At 62.1% G+C, this 19823-nt stretch carries 21 protein-coding genes; 9 read left to right on the top strand and 12 right to left on the bottom strand.

Annotated elements, in window-relative coordinates:
• Window positions 1–14 precede the first annotated feature (14 nt).
• From JYP46_RS03035 to JYP46_RS03020, 4 genes are all read left to right on the top strand, one after another.
• The gene (locus JYP46_RS03035; protein WP_222473838.1) at window positions 15–914 is read left to right on the top strand and encodes a 4-(cytidine 5'-diphospho)-2-C-methyl-D-erythritol kinase; all 900 of its coding nucleotides are present in this window, start codon (window positions 15–17) and stop codon (window positions 912–914) included.
• Window positions 892–1446, top strand: a complete 555-nt coding sequence (moaB, locus tag JYP46_RS03030) for a molybdenum cofactor biosynthesis protein B (protein ID WP_206547227.1) — start codon at window positions 892–894, stop codon at window positions 1444–1446. Before JYP46_RS03035 ends, moaB begins: the two co-directional genes overlap by 23 nt.
• 230 nt (window positions 1447–1676) lie before the next feature.
• Window positions 1677–2831 (top strand): PA0069 family radical SAM protein, encoded by a 1155-nt coding sequence (locus JYP46_RS03025; protein ID WP_113154487.1) that lies wholly within the window; start codon window positions 1677–1679, stop codon window positions 2829–2831.
• A 189-nt stretch (window positions 2832–3020) separates the two neighbouring features.
• Window positions 3021–3764 (top strand): ribonuclease HII, encoded by a 744-nt coding sequence (locus JYP46_RS03020; protein WP_113154486.1) that lies wholly within the window; start codon window positions 3021–3023, stop codon window positions 3762–3764.
• On the opposite strand, the gene JYP46_RS03015 is transcribed toward JYP46_RS03020, so the two are convergent.
• Window positions 3690–4259, bottom strand: coding sequence for an NnrU family protein (locus JYP46_RS03015; protein ID WP_206545821.1), 570 nt, complete (start codon window positions 4257–4259; stop codon window positions 3690–3692). The two genes, JYP46_RS03020 and JYP46_RS03015, sit on opposite strands and share 75 nt — an antisense overlap.
• A 70-nt stretch (window positions 4260–4329) precedes the next feature.
• Here JYP46_RS03015 and JYP46_RS03010 point away from each other — a divergent pair, with 70 nt between their 5' ends.
• Window positions 4330–5070 (top strand): TetR/AcrR family transcriptional regulator, encoded by a 741-nt coding sequence (locus JYP46_RS03010; protein ID WP_206547226.1) that lies wholly within the window; start codon window positions 4330–4332, stop codon window positions 5068–5070.
• A gap of 164 nt (window positions 5071–5234) precedes the next feature.
• Here JYP46_RS03010 and JYP46_RS03005 read toward each other — a convergent pair whose 3' ends face one another.
• The 8 genes from JYP46_RS03005 to JYP46_RS02970 all read right to left on the bottom strand — a co-directional run bounded on the left by JYP46_RS03005 (window position 5235) and on the right by JYP46_RS02970 (window position 11588).
• Entirely contained in the window at window positions 5235–5714 is a 480-nt protein-coding gene (locus JYP46_RS03005; protein ID WP_113154483.1) for a F0F1 ATP synthase subunit B, read from the bottom strand.
• 9 nt (window positions 5715–5723) lie between these two features.
• Entirely contained in the window at window positions 5724–6305 is a 582-nt protein-coding gene (locus JYP46_RS03000) for a F0F1 ATP synthase subunit B (protein ID WP_113154482.1), read from the bottom strand.
• A gap of 65 nt (window positions 6306–6370) precedes the next feature.
• Window positions 6371–6595, bottom strand: coding sequence for a F0F1 ATP synthase subunit C (locus JYP46_RS02995; RefSeq protein ID WP_009451405.1), 225 nt, complete (start codon window positions 6593–6595; stop codon window positions 6371–6373).
• Between the two features lie 128 nt (window positions 6596–6723).
• Complete coding sequence (locus JYP46_RS02990) at window positions 6724–7473, bottom strand: F0F1 ATP synthase subunit A (protein ID WP_113154481.1); 750 nt, start codon at window positions 7471–7473, stop codon at window positions 6724–6726.
• Window positions 7474–7512: 39 nt separating this feature from the next.
• On the bottom strand, window positions 7513–7866 hold the full coding sequence (locus JYP46_RS02985) for an AtpZ/AtpI family protein (RefSeq protein ID WP_206547225.1): 354 nt from the start codon (window positions 7864–7866) through the stop codon (window positions 7513–7515).
• Window positions 7867–8112: 246 nt separating this feature from the next.
• Window positions 8113–9297 carry a cell wall hydrolase gene (locus JYP46_RS02980; protein WP_206545817.1) on the bottom strand — a complete coding sequence of 395 codons (1185 nt, stop codon included), beginning with the start codon at window positions 9295–9297 and terminating at the stop codon, window positions 8113–8115.
• A gap of 175 nt (window positions 9298–9472) precedes the next feature.
• Window positions 9473–10903, bottom strand: a complete 1431-nt coding sequence (gene der / locus JYP46_RS02975) for a ribosome biogenesis GTPase Der (protein ID WP_113154478.1) — start codon at window positions 10901–10903, stop codon at window positions 9473–9475.
• A 19-nt stretch (window positions 10904–10922) separates the two neighbouring features.
• Complete coding sequence (locus JYP46_RS02970; protein WP_206545816.1) at window positions 10923–11588, bottom strand: tetratricopeptide repeat protein; 666 nt, start codon at window positions 11586–11588, stop codon at window positions 10923–10925.
• A 217-nt stretch (window positions 11589–11805) separates the two neighbouring features.
• On the opposite strand from JYP46_RS02970, the gene JYP46_RS02965 reads away from it, so the two are divergent.
• Window positions 11806–12813 (top strand): polysaccharide deacetylase family protein, encoded by a 1008-nt coding sequence (locus JYP46_RS02965; protein ID WP_222473836.1) that lies wholly within the window; start codon window positions 11806–11808, stop codon window positions 12811–12813.
• A gap of 68 nt (window positions 12814–12881) precedes the next feature.
• On the opposite strand, the gene JYP46_RS02960 is transcribed toward JYP46_RS02965, so the two are convergent.
• From JYP46_RS02960 to JYP46_RS02950, 3 genes are all read right to left on the bottom strand, one after another.
• Entirely contained in the window at window positions 12882–13241 is a 360-nt protein-coding gene (locus tag JYP46_RS02960; protein WP_206547224.1) for a helix-turn-helix domain-containing protein, read from the bottom strand.
• The gene (locus JYP46_RS02955; protein WP_206547223.1) at window positions 13238–13618 is read right to left on the bottom strand and encodes a type II toxin-antitoxin system RelE/ParE family toxin; all 381 of its coding nucleotides are present in this window, start codon (window positions 13616–13618) and stop codon (window positions 13238–13240) included. Before JYP46_RS02955 ends, JYP46_RS02960 begins: the two co-directional genes overlap by 4 nt.
• A 293-nt stretch (window positions 13619–13911) precedes the next feature.
• Entirely contained in the window at window positions 13912–15501 is a 1590-nt protein-coding gene (locus tag JYP46_RS02950; protein ID WP_206547222.1) for a BCCT family transporter, read from the bottom strand.
• Window positions 15502–15926: 425 nt separating this feature from the next.
• Between JYP46_RS02950 and JYP46_RS02945 the strand changes: the two genes are divergently transcribed.
• The 3 genes from JYP46_RS02945 (at window position 15927) to JYP46_RS02935 (ending at window position 19499) form a co-directional block, all read left to right on the top strand.
• Complete coding sequence (locus tag JYP46_RS02945) at window positions 15927–16196, top strand: YMGG-like glycine zipper-containing protein (protein ID WP_113154475.1); 270 nt, start codon at window positions 15927–15929, stop codon at window positions 16194–16196.
• 207 nt (window positions 16197–16403) lie between these two features.
• Window positions 16404–17369 (top strand): sugar-binding transcriptional regulator, encoded by a 966-nt coding sequence (locus JYP46_RS02940; RefSeq protein ID WP_206547221.1) that lies wholly within the window; start codon window positions 16404–16406, stop codon window positions 17367–17369.
• Window positions 17370–17444: 75 nt separating this feature from the next.
• Window positions 17445–19499 carry a bifunctional aldolase/short-chain dehydrogenase gene (locus JYP46_RS02935; protein WP_206547220.1) on the top strand — a complete coding sequence of 685 codons (2055 nt, stop codon included), beginning with the start codon at window positions 17445–17447 and terminating at the stop codon, window positions 19497–19499.
• Window positions 19500–19823: the final 324 nt, after the last annotated feature.

Raw genomic sequence — 19823 nt, 5'->3', positions numbered from 1 at the left:
ACCCGGCCCCTCACATGTCCCCACACGGCAGCATGATCGCGCCCGCCAAGGTGAATCTGGCACTGCATGTCGTCGGAAGACGCGCGGACGGGTTTCATCTGCTCGATACGCTCGTGGCCTTCACCGGCGATGGTGATCTTCTGGAAGTGGAAGACGGCGCGGAAGACGATTTCTTCGTATCGGGCCATTACGCCGCTCATGTGCCCATCGGGTCCGGCAATCTCGTCACTCGCGCCCGCGATCTCCTGCGCGAGACCTTCGGCGGCGATGCGCGCGCGCCGGTGCGGCTCCATCTGGAAAAGAACCTGCCCGTTGCATCGGGCGTTGGCGGCGGCTCCGCCGATGCGGCCGCAGCCCTGCGTCTGCTCGCCCGCCACTGGGACCTCGCCATAAACGAGACCGATCTCATCCGCCTTGGCCTCCGGCTTGGGGCCGACGTGCCCATGTGCCTTGCCGCCAAACCCCTCATCGCGCGCGGCATCGGTGAGGCTCTGGAAACGCTCCCCGCCTTCCCCGCCCTGCCGCTCGTTCTGGTAAACCCCAACATTCCGCTCTCAACGCCTGAAGTCTTTTCAGCGCTTGAGCGGCGCGACAACGCTCCCCTTCCCGCCCTTGAGGACCTGCCCGACGCCGCAACGGCCGTCCGCTGGCTGGATGGCGCGCGCAACGATCTGGAAATGCCGGCGCGCCGCCTCGTGCCCCAGATCGAAGATGGTCTTGGCGCTCTCAGGCGCGCCGGCGCGCTGACCGCGCGCATGTCGGGCTCGGGCGCCACCTGTTTCGGCATTTTCTCATCAGCGGATGCGGCAGCGCGCGCCCGGCGCGCCCTTGCCTGCGAACATCCCGAATGGTTCGTCCTTGAAACCGAAACCCTTGCAGCGGAGCAGCCAGATGCCGACCACGCCCACCCGTGAATTCATCCCCGTGCGCTTCGCCGTGCTCACCGTCTCGGACACGCGCGGGCTCGAAGATGACCGTTCCGGCCAGACGCTTGCCGAACGCATCGAGGCGGCGGGCCACACGCTCACCGACCGCAGGATCGTTGCCGACGATGTCGAGGCCATCCGCATGGCCGTCAAACTCTGGTGCGCCGATGCCGGCATTGATGCCGTCATCACCACCGGCGGCACCGGCTTCACCGGTCGCGATGTGACGCCCGAAGCGCTCGAACCGCTGTTCGACAAGCGCATGGATGGCTTTTCGCATGTCTTCCACCGCATCTCCTTTGAGAAGATCGGCACCTCCACCATCCAGTCGCGCGCAACCGCCGGCCTCATCGACCAGACCTTCGTCTTCGCCCTGCCCGGCTCCACGGGCGCCTGCCGCGATGCCTGGGACGGCATCCTCAGGGACCAGTTCGACTACCGCCACATGCCCTGCAATTTCGTGGAAATCATGCCGCGACTTGCCGAACATCTGAAGCGCGGCGGCGGCAAGTCCGCCTGAGCGGCACCCCACCTCTCCAAAAACCTGTTTCAAGCCAGGCTGGCATCCACATGGATGCTGGTTCCTGACGCCTGTGGACAAACACGGCTGTGCCGTTCCCCGATTAAAGTTCTTGCTTTGTTCTCATTTGTTCGATAGGAATAGATTCATCGGCAGCGATGCTGATTCCGCTTTCCGCCAGTTCCCGCGTTCCAGAAAGCCGGCCACATCGCCCAGGCATGGAGTGACCCATGGAACAGATGACCAGAGCAGATACGGCCGCCTTCAATGGCGGTGGCGCCGCGGTGGCCAACACGGTGATCGACCGGTCCGGCATCCGCATCGATGCCGAACGCCGGCGCGGTCGTGCCGCAGGCATCAACCCGTCGGGACGTTACGAACCGGTGTCGCGGCATGTCTTCGATGATGGCTGGGGTTCCATTGAGGAACTGCCGCCCTTCAAGACCGAAGTGCAGGTGGAAAAGCCGCGCACCATCATCACGCGCAACAGCTCGCCGGACATTTCCTTCGACCGGTCCATCAATCCGTATCGCGGCTGCGAGCATGGCTGCGTCTACTGCTTCGCACGCCCCACCCACGCCTATATGGGGCTTTCGGCCGGGCTCGACTTCGAGGCAAAACTGTTTGCCAAGCCGGATGCCGCCCGCCTTCTGGAGCGTGAGATCGCAAAGCCCGGCTATGAGCCGCGCACCATCGCCATCGGCACCAACACCGACCCCTACCAGCCCATCGAGAAGAAATACCGCATCATGCGCGAGATTCTCGAAGTGCTGGAGGCGCACAAACATCCGGTCGGCATCGTCACCAAGTCTGCGCTCGTCATGCGCGACATGGACATCCTCTCCCGCATGGCCGAGCAGGGGCTGGCCAAGGTCGCACTCTCCGTCACCACGCTCGACCGCAAGCTGGCGCGCACCATGGAACCGCGTGCCGCCACCCCGTCGCGCCGGCTGGAAACGGTGCGCGCGCTGACGGAGGCAGGCATCCCCACCTCCGTGATGATGGGCCCCGTCATTCCCGGCCTCACCGATTGCGAGATCGAACGCATTCTGGAATCGGCGGCGACCGCCGGCGCGCGTGAGGCGGGTTACATCATCCTGCGTCTGCCGCTGGAGGTGAGCCCCATCTTCAAGGAATGGCTGCTGCGCCATGCGCCTGATCGTTATCGCCATGTCGTTTCGCTGATCCGCTCCATGCGTGGCGGAAAGGATTACGACGCCCAGTGGGGCAAGCGGATGAAAGGCGCCGGCCCCTATGCCTGGCAGATCGGTCGCCGGTTCGAGATCGCCGCCAAACGGCTTGGCCTCAATCAGGAGAAGCGCCGGCTGAGGAGTGACCTCTTCACCCCGCCCACACCGGGAGGCGAGCAGCTCATGCTCCTCTAGGTTCCCTTGCGTCCATTGCAGCGCCACCGGACCCGCCTCCCCACATGATTACCGCCGCGCTCCGGCGCGGCGCAGAAATCCCGTCAGGCTTTGCATCCCCGTGGGCCGACGGAAGCTTCCCGGCTTTTCCGCCCCTTGCGCCGGGAAGACCTTGCGGAGAATCGGAACCGATGCGAGCATCGCCGCACCATGGCTCGTACGCGTTCCGATTCTCCCACTCTCTTCGACCTCCCCGTTCGTCCCGATTTCCAGATGGAAGCGGCACTCATGCGCGAAGGCATGGCGCCTGTCGCCGGTCTGGATGAGGCCGGCCGCGGCCCGCTTGCCGGTCCCGTGGTGGCCGCCGCAGTCATTCTGGATGGCAACCGGCTGCCCGAAGGGCTGGACGATTCCAAGCGTCTCTCCGCCGAGGCGCGCGACCGTCTCTATGAGAACATTCTGGACATGGCGGTCAGCGTGTCCGTCGCCTCTCTTTGCGCGACCAGCATCGACGAAACCAACATTCTGCGCGCGAGCCTTGAGGCCATGCGCCGTGCGACTGCCGGTCTCTGCGTCACGCCGCTCTTTGCCCTTGCAGACGGGCGCGATGTGCCGCCCGGCCTCTGTTGCCCGGCGCGCGCCGTCGTCAAGGGCGATCAGCGCAGCCAGTCCATCGCCGCAGCCTCCATCGTCGCCAAGGTCACACGCGACCGCATGATGGGCCGGGCAAGCGAAATCGCCCCGCCATATGGTTTCGAGGCCCATATGGGTTACGGCACCAAGCGACACCGCACGGCGATCACAGAGCACGGCGCAGTGCTTCGCCTCCACCGCATGACCTTTGCGCCCCTGCGCGATCTGAACGCGCCCTCGCCCTCCTCAGAGAGGCGAGACGCCGATCAGCCACTCATGGAGCCCGGCGACAAAAATTCCGTAGATCGCGAGCCCGCCTAAAACTGCGACCGCATCCCCGGCCCATCCGCCGGGTACCTTCGCAGACGAACTGACGGGACGCGCAAGCGCCGAACGCCAGTCTATGACCGCCCACACCAGAAAACCGCCGAACAGGATCACATCGGCAAACGTGCCGTTCGCCATCAGATGGGCCAGCGCCCAGAGGACGGTCGCCACCAGCATGGGATGCCCCACGGCAGCCCTGATGCGGCTCGGCACATAGGCGGCAATCAGCAACGGAAAAACCGGCAGAAGCACGAGCAGCGCCACATGCCGCAGCGCAAGCGGCGGCGCATAAACCAACCCCGGGTCCATGCGCGCCAGCCCATAGCCCCAGACGATGAGCGCAAAGCCTGCGAGCGATACTGCCGTATAGGGCAACAGCCAGGCGTTTTTGCCCCGCTCCGCCATCACCCGGGCGCGCATCTCCGGCGCAACGATCCGCAGCGAATGCACTGCGAGGAAAAGCACCAGTCCAGCCACCAGCACGGTCATGCGTATCTCCGTTTGCGCATCTCAGTTCAGTTAGATACTATAACTAAAATTATTATCTGTAACGGACAATATGAAACCTGCCGACGATATCCCCACGCTGACCCGCAAGGAGATGCAGCGCGCCGCCACATTCCGCGAGATTCACGACATCGCCCGCGCCCTGCTGGTCGAGCAGGGCAGCGCTGCCGTCACCATCAATGCGATCGCCCGCCGCATGGGCATGAGCGGCCCTGCCCTCTACCGCTACCATCCAAGCCAGGCGGCCCTCATCGAGGCGCTCCGCAGGGAGTTCTTCAACGAGTTGGTGGCGCATATGCGTCAGGCCGCATCACTACCACATGCCGACACGCCTGCACGCCGTCTCGGGGCCACATGCCGCGCACTGAGAGGCTGGGCGCTTGATCATTCGGCCGAGTTCGGTTGGCTGTTTGCAAGCCCGGTGGAGACGAAAGGCGATGCCGCCGCGCCCCTCTACGATGACGCGGCAAGCTGCGGTGCATTTGGAGAGGTGTTTCTCGAACAGGTTGCCGAGATATGGGAGACGCAGCGTTTCCCCATTCCGAACCTCGACGACATGCCCCCCGTTCAGGTGGAGCAGCTCATCGCCTTCAGCGAGAAGAACGGGAACATCCTGCCGCCCGACGCGGCGCATGTTTTCCTAAAATGCTGGATCCGCCTCTATGGGCATCTGTGCATGGAAGTGTTCGGGCAGATGGCCTTCGCCTATACGGACATGGAGCCAGCCTTCGAGGAATGCCTGAGCGAGCTCTGCACGCTCCTCGACGTTCCCTATGAACCCGCCCCCGTGTGATCTTTTTACGGCCTGTATGCCGATGAGAACGCACGGCTTGTGAAGGCATCCGCTTCCCGCACCTGCCCGACCGGAAAGCCCTCCACCGCCCTTCAGAATTCTGCACAAACAAAAACGCCGCCGGAGACCGGCGGCGTTTTTGAGATTTCGTCTGGAAAAGCCGATCAGTTCAGCTTCGCCTTAACGTCCTGAAGCGAAGCCTTGAAGAGATCGCCACTGGTCTTGGCGTCCACCTTGTCGGCCAGAACGGCGCGAGCTGCTTCCACGGCCAGATCGACGGCGCTTGCGCGCACTTCGTTGACCGCATCCACTTCAGCCTGCTCGATCTTCTGCTCGGCCAGAGCGGTCCGGCGGGCGACATACTCGTCCGTCTTCTGCTTGGCTTCCTTGACGATCAACTCGGCCTCGTGCTTGGCGGCGCTGACGATGTCCTGCGCCTCCTGCTCGGCTTCCTGCCGCTTGCGCTGGTATTCGGCGAGCAGCTGCTGCGCGTCTTCACGCAGCTTGCGCGCTTCGTCCAGCTCGTTGCGGATGCGCTCGGCACGTCCGTCGAGCGCGCCGTTGATCATTCCCGGCACCTTGAAGTAGGCAAGAACGCCCAGGAAGATGATCAGGGCAATAAACGCCCAGAATGTCGCGTCCATGGCCTTCTCCTACTGCTTGACGGCCTTGACGGCAGCTTTCGCTGCAGTCGTGTCGAGCCGGCCGCCGACCAGTTCCTGAACGATGGATGCCGCCGTGTCTTCAGCGATGGCGCCCACGTCCTTCATGGCCGTTTCCTTGATCGAAGCAATGCGCTCCTCGGCTTTGGCGAGCTTGGCATCGAGATCCTTCTCGATCTGCTGACGCTCGGCGTCCGCTTCCACCTTTGCGGCGTCGCGGGCTTCCTGACCGATGACATTGGCTTTCTTGCGAGCGTCGGCGAGTTCCTGCTCATAGGCAGCAACAGCCTGATCCGCCTCTTCCTTCATCCGCGCAGCCTGGTCGAGGTCCTGGGCAATGCGGTCACGCCGCACTTCCAGAATGCCGCCGATACGCGGCAGCACAACGCGCTTGAGGAACAGGTAGAACAGCCCGAAAGTGATCGCCAGCCACAGAATCTGCGACGGGAATGTGGACGAATCGAAGGGCGGGAAGCCAGCTTCGTGAGCGCCTTCCGACGCCACGCCGGTTTCCGAATGGGTCGCTTCCGCGGCGTCCTGCGCCGAGGCTGCGAATGCCGATGCCACAAACATTGTCTACCTCTCTTAAAACCGGCCGGACGCCCTTGAGCGGCCGGCCACGCACGCGAATGGCGCGCTTAGGTGAAGAGGAGGAGCAGAGCGATGAGCAGCGAGAAGATGCCGAGTGCTTCCGTCACGGCGAAGCCGAAGATCAGGCGGCCGAACTGACCGTCTGCTGCCGACGGGTTGCGCAGTGCGCCCGAGAGGTAGCTGCCGAAGATGTTGCCGAGGCCGAGTGCTGCACCAGCCATGCCGAGACAGGCGATACCGGCGCCAATAGCCTTTGCTGCTTCTACTTCCATTTTGAAACTCCTTGTAATCGCGGATTTGCGTGTTTTCTTCAGACTTGGCGGAAGACCGCCGGTGAAACCTGTTTTCCTCTACCCGCCCTTTCAGGGCCGGAACGAAGCCAGTCGTTGGAACCTCTTGATCAGTGGCCGGGATGGACGGCGTCGTTCAGATACATGCAGGTCAGGACGGCAAAGACGTAGGCCTGCATGAAGGCGACGAGGAACTCGAGGCCGGTAATCGCAACCGTCATGATGAGCGGCAGCACGGCACCGGCGGCTCCGGCAACGCCGAACGCACTCAACGAAGTGACGAAGCCGGCGAATACCTTGAGCGTGATGTGACCGGCCAGCATGTTGGCGAACAGACGAACCGAAAGGCTGACGGGGCGCGAAAGGAACGAGACAATCTCGATCAGCACCACCAGCGGAACGACAACAGCGGGAACCCCCTGTGGCACGAACAGCTTGAGGAAGCCGAAACCGTGTTTCAGGAAGCCGTATACGACCACGGTGCCGATCACCAGAAGCGCAAGCGCAAAGGTGACGATGATGTGGCTGGTCACGGTGAAGAAATATGGGAACAGGCCAAGCAGGTTGGCCATCAGGACGAACATGAAGATGGAGAACACGAACGGGAAGAACCGCATCCCGTGCGATCCTGCCGAATCTCTCAACATGGACGCCACGAATTCGTAGGACATCTCCGAGATCGACTGCAGCCGGCCGGGCACCAGGCCGCGGCTGGAGGTCGTCAGGAAGAGAAATGCGCCGGCGGCAACCACCGTCGCAACCATGAAGGCGGAGGAGTTGGTAAAGGAGAAATCCAGTCCGCCGACCTCAATCGGAATCCATTTGGAGATCTGGAACTGATGGATCGGATCGTTGGCCACCTGGACCCCCTCGCTTCTATAATGGCGCTCTTGCGCCGTTCACTTCTTCTCGGGATTCTGCCCGCTCTGCGACGAGCGAACCCCGAATTCAGCAATTTGTCCTGACGAACGCAGGACATTAAGAACCCCTGCCCCAAAACCGAGGAGCAGGAAAATGATAAGCCCCCAGGGCGACGTTCCGGCAAAATGGTCGATGCCCCATCCAAGAGCAGCGCCGACACCAACGCCGGCAATGAACTCGCTGGATAGTCTGAGCGCCTGTCCGACGCCCGCCATATCGCCCTTCGTCTTCCCCTCGTCGCCGTCCCGCGATTCCGGCCGTTTTTCTGCGAGTGCCTTCTCCAGATCCGCGCGCCGGCGTTCCAATTCGTCCGGCTGATCCTTGTTGGCCACCGCAATCTCCGTACCGGGTTTGCTGGTCAGCGGCTATCCGCTTGAAAGTCGCGCGCAACATAGTGAGCGCCCTCGCCCCAGTCAAGCCGCTGTTGCAGCCATTCACAAAGGCGAAAAGGCATTCAAAAACAATGCGATGATTTGCTGCGACAATGCGCGCAGCGCCAAATGGCGCGCTGAGAACGGGAATCGCGGCGGGTCATCGGTAAATTCCGCCCGCCGCGCGACCCCGTTTGAAAGGCCGGATCAGTTCCAGCCGCCGCCATAAGTGCGGTAGAAAATGTGCTGCCCGATCTTTTTCATGCGCTGCATCGCGCCCGCCCAGCGGGGGTGCACATAGGTCGCGTGGTAATGGGTGGAGGAGCCAACCTCCGGCAGCCAGATCTTGCCGGCCGTCGTCGCCATCGCCACGTCCTGCGCGGTCTTGAAGTGGCCCGGGCTCTTCACCCGGTCACGAATGCCGTCGCAGGCGAAGGAAAACTGGCAGCGATTGCGCCATTTCTCGTTCTGATAGACAACGCCACAAATGCTGTTCGGATAGGTGGGATTGCGCACGCGGTTCAAGATGACCTGCGCAACGGCGGCCTGTCCCTCGACCGATTCTCCGCGCGCCTCGAAATAGATGCCGGCAGCCAGACACTGCTGCTCGCGGTCCGAAAACACTTCGGCAGGCAGCGGGCTGCGCGCCCATGGATGATCCTTGGCGCTGACCGGCGGAATGAAGCGGCCACCCTGCGGCTCTTCCTCACGCAGAATGCTGGCGAAGGGCGAGGCCTTCGCATAGTCCGGCTCCGGCGGCGCGTAGGCGGTCGCCAGAATGTCGGCGCGGTCATTGTTGACCAGCGCCGCAATCGCCCGCGGCATGTCCGGATCGGCCTTCCTGTCGCGCTTCATGTAAAAGGCGGAGGCGATGCGCACCTCTTCGCCCTGAATGTCCGGCTTCACGAAGGCCATCAGCTTCTGGTCGGCCTTCGGCTGCTCCAGAAGGAAGCTGGTTTTCTCAAAAATCGTGCCCGCCTCGAACAGGCGCGGCGGCTGAACCGGCATCACCTGCACCAGACGGCCGGTCTTGTCGGCGCGGTTGATGCGCGCCTCGTCCGGCGTCGTGCCGGTGAACCCCTTCTTGCCGCGAAACGCCACCGCGCCAATGCCAGGTGCAGCGATGCCCGAGCCGGAAATACTGCCCGTCTTCAGATCGCCGTCAATGAAAGGCATCTCGGCCTGATGAATGGAACCGGCTACCGATTTCTCCAGATAGGCGGCCCAGCGCGGCGCCGCACTCTCCTCTCCAGAAACCAGCCCGGCTATGTCCTGATGTGCGACCACGCCCGGAAAGCCGATCCAGAACCCTAGCGCCACCACTGCCGGCGCGAGAAGCGAACGTGATTCTCCATCCGCTTTACGCGGTACATTTCCTGTCCGACGAAGCACCCACACTCTCCGCTACGCAACTCGACCCAATTGCAAAAACCATAATTGGTTAACCTTGATCACTGGTTAACGCGGTCGAATGCGTGCCCGCAGGCAGACACAGGCAGCCAAGAAAAAACGGGCCCTGCCATGCAGAGCCCGTTCAAAAACCTTGTGATGTGGCGTCACACCGCTCTCAGCGACGCTTCTTCGCCCGCCCCGCATAGGGGTTGTCGGAGGTGCGCAGCGCCATGCGGATCGGCACGCCATGGAGGTTGAAGGTCTCGCGCAGACCATTCACCAGATAGCGCACATAGGATTGCGGCATCGCCTCTGGACGCGAGCACGAGACCACAAAGCCCGGCGGACGCGTCTTGATCTGCGTGATGTACTTCACCTTCAGGCGGCGGCCTGCAACGGCCGGCGGCGGGTGCTGCGTGGTCGCGCCTTCGAGCCAGCGGTTGAGCCGGCCGGTGGAGATGCGGCTGTTCCAGGTGCGGTGCGTCTTCTCGACGGCTTCCATCAGCTTGTCGAAGCCACGCCCCGTCTCTGCCGAGATCGGCACGGCCTGAAGCCCGCGCACCTGCGGCAACAGCCGCTCGGTCTTTTCGCGCAGTTCGGCCAGCGTTTCCTGCCGGTCCTCGATCAGGTCCCACTTGTTGAACGCGATGACCGGCGCACGGCCCTCACGCATGATCAGGTCGGCGATCTGCAAATCCTGCTTCTCGAAGGGAATGGTCGCGTCGAACACCACGATCACCACTTCGGCGAAGCGCACGGCCCGCAGACCATCAGCGACGGAGAGCTTTTCCAGCTTTTCCTGCACGCGCGCCTTGCGGCGCATGCCTGCCGTATCGAACAGCTTGATCTTGCGGTCGCGCCACTGCCAGTCGACAGAGATCGAATCGCGCGTGATGCCGGCTTCCGGCCCCGTCAGCATGCGATCTTCGCCCAGAAGTGCGTTGATGAGGGTCGACTTGCCCACATTGGGTCGGCCGACAATGGCGATCCGCAGCGGCTTGGAGGTGTCGTAATGCGCCTCCTCTTCCGAATCGGGCTCGATGTCCTCGCCGACCGCAATTTCGTCCGTCGTGACGATGATGTCTTCCGGCTCTTCAGCCAGCGCCACGTCTTCGCCAAGCCCCTCAACGATGGCGTCGCGCAGGTCGGACATGCCCAGACCATGCTCCGCCGAAATCTCGACCGGATCGCCAAGCCCGAGTTCCCAGGAATCGAGAACGCCGCTGCGGGCGGCATTCACGTCCATCTTGTTGGCGACCAGCACCACCGGTTTGCCGCGGCGGCGCAGAAGATTGGCGAAGGTCGCATCGTCCGGCATCACGCCGACGCGCGCATCGATCATGAACAGCGCAATGTCTGCTTCCTCGATCGCCTGCTCCGTCTGAACGCGCATGCGCCCTTCGAGTGTCGGCGCGGCGGCGCTCTCCAGCCCCGCCGTATCGATCACTTCGAAACGAAGATCCTGCAGGCGCGCAGGATGCGAACGCCGGTCGCGCGTGACGCCAGGCGTGTCATCGACAATGGCCAGACGACGCCCGGCGAGCCGGTTGAACAGCGTCGACTTGCCGACATTGGGTCGGCCGATGATTGCAAGCTTGAAAGCCATAGAGTTACACCGGTTACGGCTATTCAGCCGGGCCTGAGCCGAGAATCAGTTCCACCATCATTTCGGCGCGCTGACGCGTGTTGCGCGGCGCGGCTGCATCGCCCGAAATCTGCTGGAAAAGCGTCAGCGCATCGTCGCGCTTGCCTTCCTTCCAGGCTGCCAGACCGAGCGCCTCGCGCGCCGTGTGGCGCAGCGCGTTGCCGTCGGCCGTCAGCGTCTCGACGCGGGCTGCAACATCCGCATAGGAACCATGGTCAACCAGAATCAGGCCGGCCCGCAGCCTTGCCGTATCGGCAATGACGTCGGTCACCGACTTGTCGGCGGCAATCTCGTCGAATGCGGCGACCGCACCATCGGCGTCGCCGTCAGCCGCCAGAACCGTGGCTGCGCGCATGCGCGCCAGAAGCGGATAGGAGCCATAGCCGCTTCCCTCGAGTTCTTCGAATGCGGCCAGCGCCTCTGCGGTTTCACCCTGACGTGCCAGATCGAGCGCCTGCGAGAACGCGTCACCCGATGCATTGGCCTGCGAAGAGGTCCAGCGCTCATAGCCCACATAGCCGGCGGTAGCGACCACGAGCAACACGGCCGCACCAATGGCGACCGGGCCAAATCGACGCCAAAGCGACTTGAACTGATCCTGGCGGAGCTCTTCGTTGACTTCGCGAATAAAACTGTCGTCGGACATATGCGACCCATGTTTAGCGGGATGTCCCGCAATGTTCCCGGTTTCGGGCTTTTTAGACTAAATTTGTCGCCATGGAAGGGGGCGAGCGCGATTCCACCTCATTCTGTTGATTTCCGGCCTTTTCATGGCGTCTTGTTTCAACAGGTCTTTGCCTTCCAAACTCGGCCATATTTGTTCGCTACCGCTGCGTCGACTTTGCATTCTGGATATTGAGATCATGCTCAAATTACTCTGCGCCGGGGCGTCCGCGCTGGCGCTGACAAGCTCTTGTTTCGCCGACGATGCCGCACCAACTGACAAGTCTCAGACCGCCAGGCCGCAATATGTGATCATTTCGTTCGATGGCGCGCTCCATCTGGAGCAGTGGCAGCGCAGCCGCGCAATCGCCGAAAAGACCGGTGCGCGCTTTACCTATTTCCTCTCCTGCGTCTACCTGCTCTCGCCGGAGACCCGCAAAACCTATCAAGCGCCGGGCATGTCACGCGGGCGCTCGAATGTGGGCAGCGGTTACAGCCGTGAGGATGTCGAGGGCCGGCTCGGCCAGATCTGGACCGCGCGTTCCGAGGGGCACGAAATCGCCAGCCATGGCTGCGGACATTTCGACGGCAAGGACTGGAGCGCGGCCGACTGGGGCCAGGAGTTCGACGAATTCAGCAATATCGTCGCCAATGCCTGGAAGCTCAACGAGATCGAAGGCGAGCCGAAAGAGTGGCAGGATTTCGCCCGCAACGAAATCCACGGCTTCCGCGCGCCCTACCTCTCCACCAACAAGGGCCTGTTCCAGACTCTCGCTCAAAAGGGTTTTGCCTATGACGCCAGCACCGTGTCGCGCGGGCCTGCCCTGCCGAAAGCGCGTGGCGGCGTCGTGCGCTTTTCGCTTCCGCTGATCCCGGAGGGGCCACGCGAGAGGCAGGTCATCGCCATGGACTACAATCTTTATGTCCGCCATTCCGGCGGCAAGGAGAAGCCCGAGGCGGCCCCGGCCTTCGAGAAGCGCACCCATGATGCATTCATGGCGTCCTTCAAGAAGGAGTATGATGGACGCCGCACGCCCCTCCAGCTCGGCTTCCACTTCACCCTCATGAATGACGGCGCGTACTGGGATGCACTTGAGCGTTTCGCCGGCGACGTTTGCGGCATGGATGACGTGAAATGCGTGAGCTACCGCGATTATCTGGCGGCCACCCAAAAGGCCGAAGCCCCGCCCGCACAGGGCGGCACCTGATTGCAGAACCAGAAAGGCCCCGGCGCTTGGCGCCGGTGCCTTTTCGTGTCCTTCAGATGCTTACCAAATCAGGCGGCGACGGGCGTTCTGACCTTTTCGTTGCGGATGAAATATCGCGAACCCTCCTTCTTGGAAGACTTGCTAAAGCCAATTTCAACGTCTCGATCGAGTTTCACCATGATCTCCAGAAGCTTCTCCAGGGAGAAGCCTCGCAGCTTTCCGTTCTTGAGTGCGGAGATCTTCGGTTGTGGCAGCCCCAGGAGCTCGGAGGCCTGGACTTGAGTCAGATGGCGATGGAGCAGGATCGAATTGATCTGGCCAACAATGGCGGCTTTCAGCTTCAGCTCGGGTGCATCTTCAAGGCCGAGATCGGCGAAGACGTTGCCACTTCCGACCTCAACCTCCAATGGGGACTGATCTTCGATCATCTCTTTTTCCTTTCCACTTTCTCTGCCGCAGCGAGTTCCTGCTTCACCCTGCTCAGTCTGGCTTTGATCAAATCGATGTCGGGCTTCGGTGTCTTGATCCCGGTCTTCGATTTCTTCTGAAACGAATGCAGGACATAGATGTCCTCTCCAAGCTTCACGGCGTATACGGAACGATAGGTGTCGCCATCATGGTCCGCTACAATCTCGAAAACACCTGCACCCAGTCCGCTCATGGACTTGGTGTAGTCTGCCTTCCGGCCCATCTGCGCCTCGCTCAATGCGTATCCAACCTGCGTTCGAACATCCGTGGGGAAATCGAGCAGGCGCTTCTTCGAGTCGTAGAGCCACTTGATGGATCGTTCCTGCTTCCGCGCCAATCTCCCACCCCTCCATTTATACCAAAATAGGTATACCTTTTTTGTCTGTCAAAACCTTTCTGCGCAACCGCATCCCTTGGATAGAAAACACGTCGACCTGTTTAGCGAGATCATTGGCCACTTCGCCCCAAAAACGAAACCCGGAGTGCTCCTTGTTGCCTCAGCATAAACTGCGGGAAGTTCGAACTTCCTACAGAACGGGGACCCAAATGGATGACCGGACGCGCGCACTACGTCACAAAAAGGCCCCGGCGCTTCGCACCGGGGCCTTCTCTTAAGGCGAAGACCGAAATTTAGTTCCCGGCCGCCCGCTCGCTCATCAGCGCCTTGTAGGTCGCATAAAGCATGACCACGAGCAGGATCGCGAACGGGAAACCGGTCGCAATTGCGCCCGCCTGAAGCGCGGCCAGCCCGCCGCCGAGCAACAGCACGATCGCCACCAGCCCTTCAAACAGCGCCCAGAAGACACGCTGCGCCACCGGCGCGTCGATCTTGCCGCCGGCAGTGATCGTGTCGATCACCAGCGACCCCGAATCCGAAGACGTTACGAAGAAGACGATCACCAGAATGATGCCGATCAGCGAGCTGATGCTGGCCAGCGGCAGATCAGCCAGCATCGCGAACAGCGAAAGCTCCGGCACATAGTCCACCACCGTCTGCTGAACGCCCGTATAGCCTTCTGCAAGAAACTGGTTCATGGCCGTGCCGCCGAACGTGGTCATCCAGAGGATGGAAACCAGTGTCGGAATGATCAGCACGCAGACGATGAACTCACGCACCGTGCGCCCCTTCGAGACGCGGGCGATGAACATGCCCACAAAAGGCGACCAGGAAATCCACCACGCCCAGTAGAACGTGGTCCAGCCATGCATGAAGCCGGTGTCTTCACGGCCGATCCAGTTCGAAAGCTGCGGCAGCTCCTTCACATAGGACCATGTGTTGGAGAAGAAGCCGGTGATGATCGCCAGCGTCGGGCCGAAGATGATGACGAAGCCCAGAAGAAGGATGGCGAGCACCATGTTGATCTCGGAGAGGCGCTTCACGCCCGCATCGAGCCCCGCCACCACGGACACCAGCGCCACGCCGGTAATGCACATTATGAGCAGAACCTTGACCGTGTCGGTGTTGGGAACGCCGTAAAGCTCGTTGAGGCCGGCCAGCGCCTGCGACGCACCGAACCCCAGCGATGTGGCCAGGCCGAACAGCGTGGCGAACACCGCCATAATGTCGATCAGATGCCCCGCCCAGCCGCGCACGCGCTCCCCGAGGATCGGGAAAAAGGCCGAGCGAATGGAGAGCGGCAGACCCTTGTTATAGGCGGCAAGCGAAAGCGAAAGCGCCAGAACCGCGTAGATCGCCCAGGGGTGAAGCCCCCAGTGGAAGATGGTCGCCGCCATGCCCATTTCGCGGGCGGCCGGAACCGCTTCCGCAACCAGCTGTCCGTCGACAACGGGCGGGGTGAGGCCGAGCGGCGGATTGTTGAAATGATACATCGGCTCAAGCACGCCGAAGAACATCAGGCCGATACCCATGCCGGCGGCAAACAGCATCGCGAACCAGCCGGAATAGGAATATTCGGGCACGGCGTCCTTGCCGCCCAGCCTGACCTTTCCGAGCGGCGTCAACGCCACCACAATGCAGAACAGAACAAACAGATTGGCCGACAGCATGAAGACCCAGTCAAAGGTCGAGGTCAGCCAGACCCTGAGACCGCCAAGCGCTTCGCCGGCGATATCGCGGAAAATCAGCGTGACGATCACAAATGCGACGATCAGCACGGCGGAAATGAAGAATACGGGATTGTGAACATCAAGACCAAGCAGACGGACATTGTCTTGCCCCGGCTCGAGTCCGTGGTCCTCCTCAATGACTTGATTTGACATGTTTCACTCCATCTCTGTCCGAGGGCTGGAAGCAAACGACAGTATGGCCGCCCACCACCGGAGCGCTCCTCCACAGGAGAAAATTTGGCCCAAAAGCGCCATCGCACATGGTCTGTATGCGACCTCAACGGTGTGGATTGAGACCAGAATCAGTCAAATAGTCGGCTAGCGGAACACGGCAAGTTCAACAAAAGGGGTGATTCTCGCCCAAATGCCTGTTTCGCCTTCGGAACCACCTCCGTTTGAACGGGGGAATTCACAGAATTAGGATTTAAATCGTCACAAACTATGCTTGTGATACCGAGTTTTGCCGGATTTCATGTGCATGGTATACGGCGATAGGGACATTGTTATATCAGACAGCTTCAAGCGGAACCAAATTGGCTTTCGAAGCTTATGATCAAGAAAAGAGTTGGAGAGGTTTTATGAAAAAGTCACTGCTTATCGTTCCGGCGCTGCTTCTGGGCGTTGCGGCCTGCACCCCCACCCAGCAGGGCGCAGCCTTCGGCGGCGCCAGCGGCGCAGCCATCGGCGCGCTCGCTTCCGGCAACAAGGTTGAAGGCGCGCTCATCGGCGGCGCAGTCGGCACCGTGGCCGGCGCTCTGGTCGGTCGTTCGCAGGAAAACAGAAACGTCTGCGTCTACCGCGACGAGTATGGCCGCCGCTACGAAGCGCGCTGCCCGCAGGGTTACTGATCTGACTGGCAGCGCCCCGCGCTGCCCCTTAAAATCTGCAAAGGCCGGGATGCACATGCATCCCGGCCTTTCTCTTGTCCGGATCACCCGATCCGTCATGCCTGCCCGTCATGACTACAAGACCCGCTTCCCCATGGTTCGCGCTTCTTCCCGGCGACGAATTGACTTTTGTCAATCACCATGAATAATGTCGAAAGGAGGCGCGGAATGGCTTATCGTCCGGCAGAACAGATCATACACAAGGCCGCCTGGCTTTATTACACGCACGGCCTGCGTCAGGACGAGGTTGCGCAGCGGCTGAACATTTCGCGCGCGTCCGTGGCGCTTTATCTGCGCAAGGCGCGCGAAGCCGGCATCGTCAACATCTCCACCTCCACGCATCTCTTCAGCGGCGAGCGTCTTGCCCGCCAGATGGAAGACGCGTTCGGCCTTGAGACCGTCTGGCTCGTCGGCGAGGACGCGCTTTCGCCCTCTCCCGCTTCCGAGATCCCCACGCTTGCTGCCAATGTGTTTCTGGAGATGGTCGAGAACGGCAATCAGGTCTGCGTTGCCTGGGGCCGCACCGTCTACGACATCGCCGATGCGATGAGCTACGCCGACCGTGAGGGCGTCACGGTGGTGGAGATGTGCGGCAATCTCGGCTCGCCCTATGCCTACCGTCCCGACCAGTGCACCATGGAGATTGCCCGCCGGCTGAACGCCAAGGGTCTGAATTTCTACGCCCCGCTGGTGCTCAGCACCGAGGAGCTGGCGCGCGCCCTGCGCGAGGAGCCGGTCATCCGCGAGCAGCTCGACGGGATCAGCGCCTGCGACATGGCGCTCTTCACGGTCGGCGCGCTGGACGCCGACAGCCACGTTATCAAATGCGGCGCGCTCAGCCTTGAAGAGCTTGAACGGCTGAAAACAATGGGCGCGACCGGCGTCATTGCCGGGCAGATCATCACCGCCGACGGCACCCTGCTCGACTGCGATTACAACCGGCGCATGATCTCTGCCGATTTCGACGCCATCCGCGCCATTCCCCGGCGGCTCATGGTGGTGCAGGAGGACGAGAAGTTCGAGCCCCTGCAGGCCGCCATCGCCGGCCGTTTCTTCACCCATCTGGTGACCACGTCATCCATGGCGACGAAGCTTCTGAAGCACCACACCGCCAGTGAACCCACGCCGGCCTGATCAACGCCAGCCTGACCCACCCCGGCCTGATTGACGCCGGCAAGCGCAACCCTTCAAGACACGTACAGGACAGACATGCAGAACCTCTGGAAAGACAGCGAAGCCGAAAAGCTTGTCGAGCACTATGCGCAGAAGGGCGTCGCACGCGACCTGGCGCTGCGCGTCTACACGACCCGTCTTCTGGGCGGCGAGCCACGCCTCGTGCTGCATGGCGGCGGCAACACCTCGCTGAAGAGCCGCGCCACCGACATTCTGGGCCGCGAATATGATGTTCTGTGCGTCAAGGGCAGCGGCTGGGACATGGGCGTGATCGAGCCACAGGGCCTGCCTGCCGTGAAGATGGACGCGCTTCTGGCCGCCCGCGAACTGCCCTCCCTGTCGGATGAAGACATGGTGGCGATGCAGCGTGCAAACCTCATCGATCCGGGTTCTCCCAACCCGTCCATCGAAACGCTTCTGCACGCCTTCCTGCCGCACAAATTCGTCGACCACACCCATTCCACCGCGATCCTCGCACTGGTTGACCAGGAAGATTCCGAAGCGCTCTGCAAGAAGGTCTTCGGCGACCGGCTCGGCTTCGTGCCCTACATCAAGCCGGGCTTCGACCTCGCCAAGGAAGCCGCCGACATCTATGACGCAAACCCGTCCGTCGAGGGCCTGATCCTCGACAAGCACGGCATCTTCACCTTCGCCGAGGACGCCAAGACGGCCTACGATCTCATGATCGAGTTCGTCACCATGGCCGAGGATTATGTCGCCGGGCACGGCAAGACGCCGTTCAACCCGGTGGCGCTGCCGAAGGAACTCGCCACCCCGTCGCAGATCATGCCCTATCTGCGTGGCGCGATCGCCATCGATGAGGGCGAAGGCAAATATGGCCGCATGGTCTGCGACTTCCGCACCTCGCCAAAGATCCTCGACTATGTGAACGCCGACACCGCCGAAGAGCTCGCCACCCGCGGCGTCTCCACGCCGGATCTTTCGATCCGCATCAAGACCGGCCCCATGGTTCTGCCCGCCCCCGAGGCCGGCAAGCTCGACGCCTATGGCAAGATCATCCGCGAAAAGGTCGCCGCGTTCTCGGACCGCTACAAGGACTATTTCGAGACCAACAACGCCGCCAACGATGTGGAGCGCACCATGCTCGACACCATGCCACGCCTGACGCTGGTGCGCGGTCTCGGTCTCATCGGCCATGGCCGCAGCATGAAGGAAGCGAAGATCGCCGCCGATGTGGGCGAAATGCTGGTGGAAGCCGTCACCGGCGCCGAGGCCATCGGCTCTTTCCATCCGCTGGCGCTCTCCGACCTCTTCGAGCTTGAATACTGGTCTCTCGAACAGGCCAAGCTCGCGTCCAACAAGCCCAAGCCGCTGTCCGGCCAGGTCACGCTGGTAACCGGCGGCGCCGGTGCAATCGGCGCAGCCACGGCGAAGCTGTTTGCCTCGCAGGGCGCGCATGTGGTCGTCGTCGACATGCATGCCGACAAGGCCAGGGATGTGGCCAAATCCATTGGCAATGGCGCAATCGGCATCGGCGCGGACGTGACCGACGCGACTGCCGTGCGCGCCGCCTTCGACAGGGCGCGTGATGTGTTCGGCGGCGTCGACATCGTGGTCTCCAACGCGGGTGCGGCCTGGGAAGGCAAGATCGGTGAGCTGGAAGACGCCACGCTGCGCCAGAGCTTTGAGCTCAACTTCTTCGCCCATCAGAGCGTGGCGCAGAACGCGGTGCGCCTCTTCAAACAGCAGGGCACCGGCGGCGTTCTGCTCTTCAACACCTCCAAACAGGCAGTCAATCCGGGAGCGAATTTCGGCGCTTACGGCCTGCCCAAGGCGGCAACGCTGTTCCTTTCGCGGCAATATGCGCTGGATTACGGCTCCATCGGTGTGCGTTCCAACGCGGTCAACGCCGACCGCATCCGCTCCGGCCTCCTCACCAACGAGATGATCGCCAACCGCTCCACCGCGCGCGGCGTCTCGGAGAGGGACTATATGGGCGGCAATCTTCTCGGCCTTGAAGTGCGCGCCGAAGACGTGGCGCAGGCTTTCCTGAACCACGCCCTTGCCGAACGCACCACCGCCGACGTCACCACCGTCGACGGCGGCAACATCGCAGCCGCCCTGCGATAAGGACGCCGGCATACGGGCATTGGCCGTCCCGGCATGGCCCCTCGGGTCAAAGCCCGAGGGTGACGAATGGCAGGAGTGGTGGCGTCAATCGCGGATGCCGACGATCTGCATCCTCCCGCCCCACCCATTCGTCATGCCCGGCCCCCGAGCCGGGTATCCATGCCTGAACGGCAGAACAAGAAGCGCAGCCCAAAAGCCGCGCTTTCCTTCTCCCCGCCAGCGGGGAGAAGGTACCGGCAGGCGGATGAGGGGCGAGCGCCAACGCTCACAACCTCGCACCCGCCATCCCGCCCTCGCCCTTCGACAAGCTCAGGATGAGGGCTT

This window comes from Nitratireductor aquimarinus (assembly GCF_017255295.1).
Classification (GTDB): Bacteria; Pseudomonadota; Alphaproteobacteria; order Rhizobiales; family Rhizobiaceae; genus Nitratireductor; species Nitratireductor aquimarinus.
Note: the sequence above shows the minus strand (reverse complement) of the source record. Positions and strands in the feature narration are given on the sequence as shown.

Excerpts from the sequence above, each read along its gene's own strand:
- JYP46_RS03035 (WP_222473838.1), top strand. The coding sequence starts at position 15 with ATGTCCCCACACGGCAGCATGATCGCGCCCGCCAAGGTGAATCTGGCA.
- moaB (WP_206547227.1), top strand. The coding sequence starts at position 892 with ATGCCGACCACGCCCACCCGTGAATTCATCCCCGTGCGCTTCGCCGTG.
- JYP46_RS03025 (WP_113154487.1), top strand. The coding sequence starts at position 1,677 with ATGGAACAGATGACCAGAGCAGATACGGCCGCCTTCAATGGCGGTGGC.
- JYP46_RS03020 (WP_113154486.1), top strand. The coding sequence starts at position 3,021 with ATGGCTCGTACGCGTTCCGATTCTCCCACTCTCTTCGACCTCCCCGTT.
- JYP46_RS03015 (WP_206545821.1), bottom strand. The coding sequence starts at position 4,259 with ATGACCGTGCTGGTGGCTGGACTGGTGCTTTTCCTCGCAGTGCATTCG.
- JYP46_RS03010 (WP_206547226.1), top strand. The coding sequence starts at position 4,330 with ATGAAACCTGCCGACGATATCCCCACGCTGACCCGCAAGGAGATGCAG.
- JYP46_RS03005 (WP_113154483.1), bottom strand. The coding sequence starts at position 5,714 with ATGGACGCGACATTCTGGGCGTTTATTGCCCTGATCATCTTCCTGGGC.
- JYP46_RS03000 (WP_113154482.1), bottom strand. The coding sequence starts at position 6,305 with ATGTTTGTGGCATCGGCATTCGCAGCCTCGGCGCAGGACGCCGCGGAA.
- JYP46_RS02995 (WP_009451405.1), bottom strand. The coding sequence starts at position 6,595 with ATGGAAGTAGAAGCAGCAAAGGCTATTGGCGCCGGTATCGCCTGTCTC.
- der (WP_113154478.1), bottom strand. The coding sequence starts at position 10,903 with ATGGCTTTCAAGCTTGCAATCATCGGCCGACCCAATGTCGGCAAGTCG.
- JYP46_RS02970 (WP_206545816.1), bottom strand. The coding sequence starts at position 11,588 with ATGTCCGACGACAGTTTTATTCGCGAAGTCAACGAAGAGCTCCGCCAG.
- JYP46_RS02965 (WP_222473836.1), top strand. The coding sequence starts at position 11,806 with ATGCTCAAATTACTCTGCGCCGGGGCGTCCGCGCTGGCGCTGACAAGC.
- JYP46_RS02960 (WP_206547224.1), bottom strand. The coding sequence starts at position 13,241 with ATGATCGAAGATCAGTCCCCATTGGAGGTTGAGGTCGGAAGTGGCAAC.
- JYP46_RS02950 (WP_206547222.1), bottom strand. The coding sequence starts at position 15,501 with ATGTCAAATCAAGTCATTGAGGAGGACCACGGACTCGAGCCGGGGCAA.
- JYP46_RS02945 (WP_113154475.1), top strand. The coding sequence starts at position 15,927 with ATGAAAAAGTCACTGCTTATCGTTCCGGCGCTGCTTCTGGGCGTTGCG.
- JYP46_RS02940 (WP_206547221.1), top strand. The coding sequence starts at position 16,404 with ATGGCTTATCGTCCGGCAGAACAGATCATACACAAGGCCGCCTGGCTT.
- JYP46_RS02935 (WP_206547220.1), top strand. The coding sequence starts at position 17,445 with ATGCAGAACCTCTGGAAAGACAGCGAAGCCGAAAAGCTTGTCGAGCAC.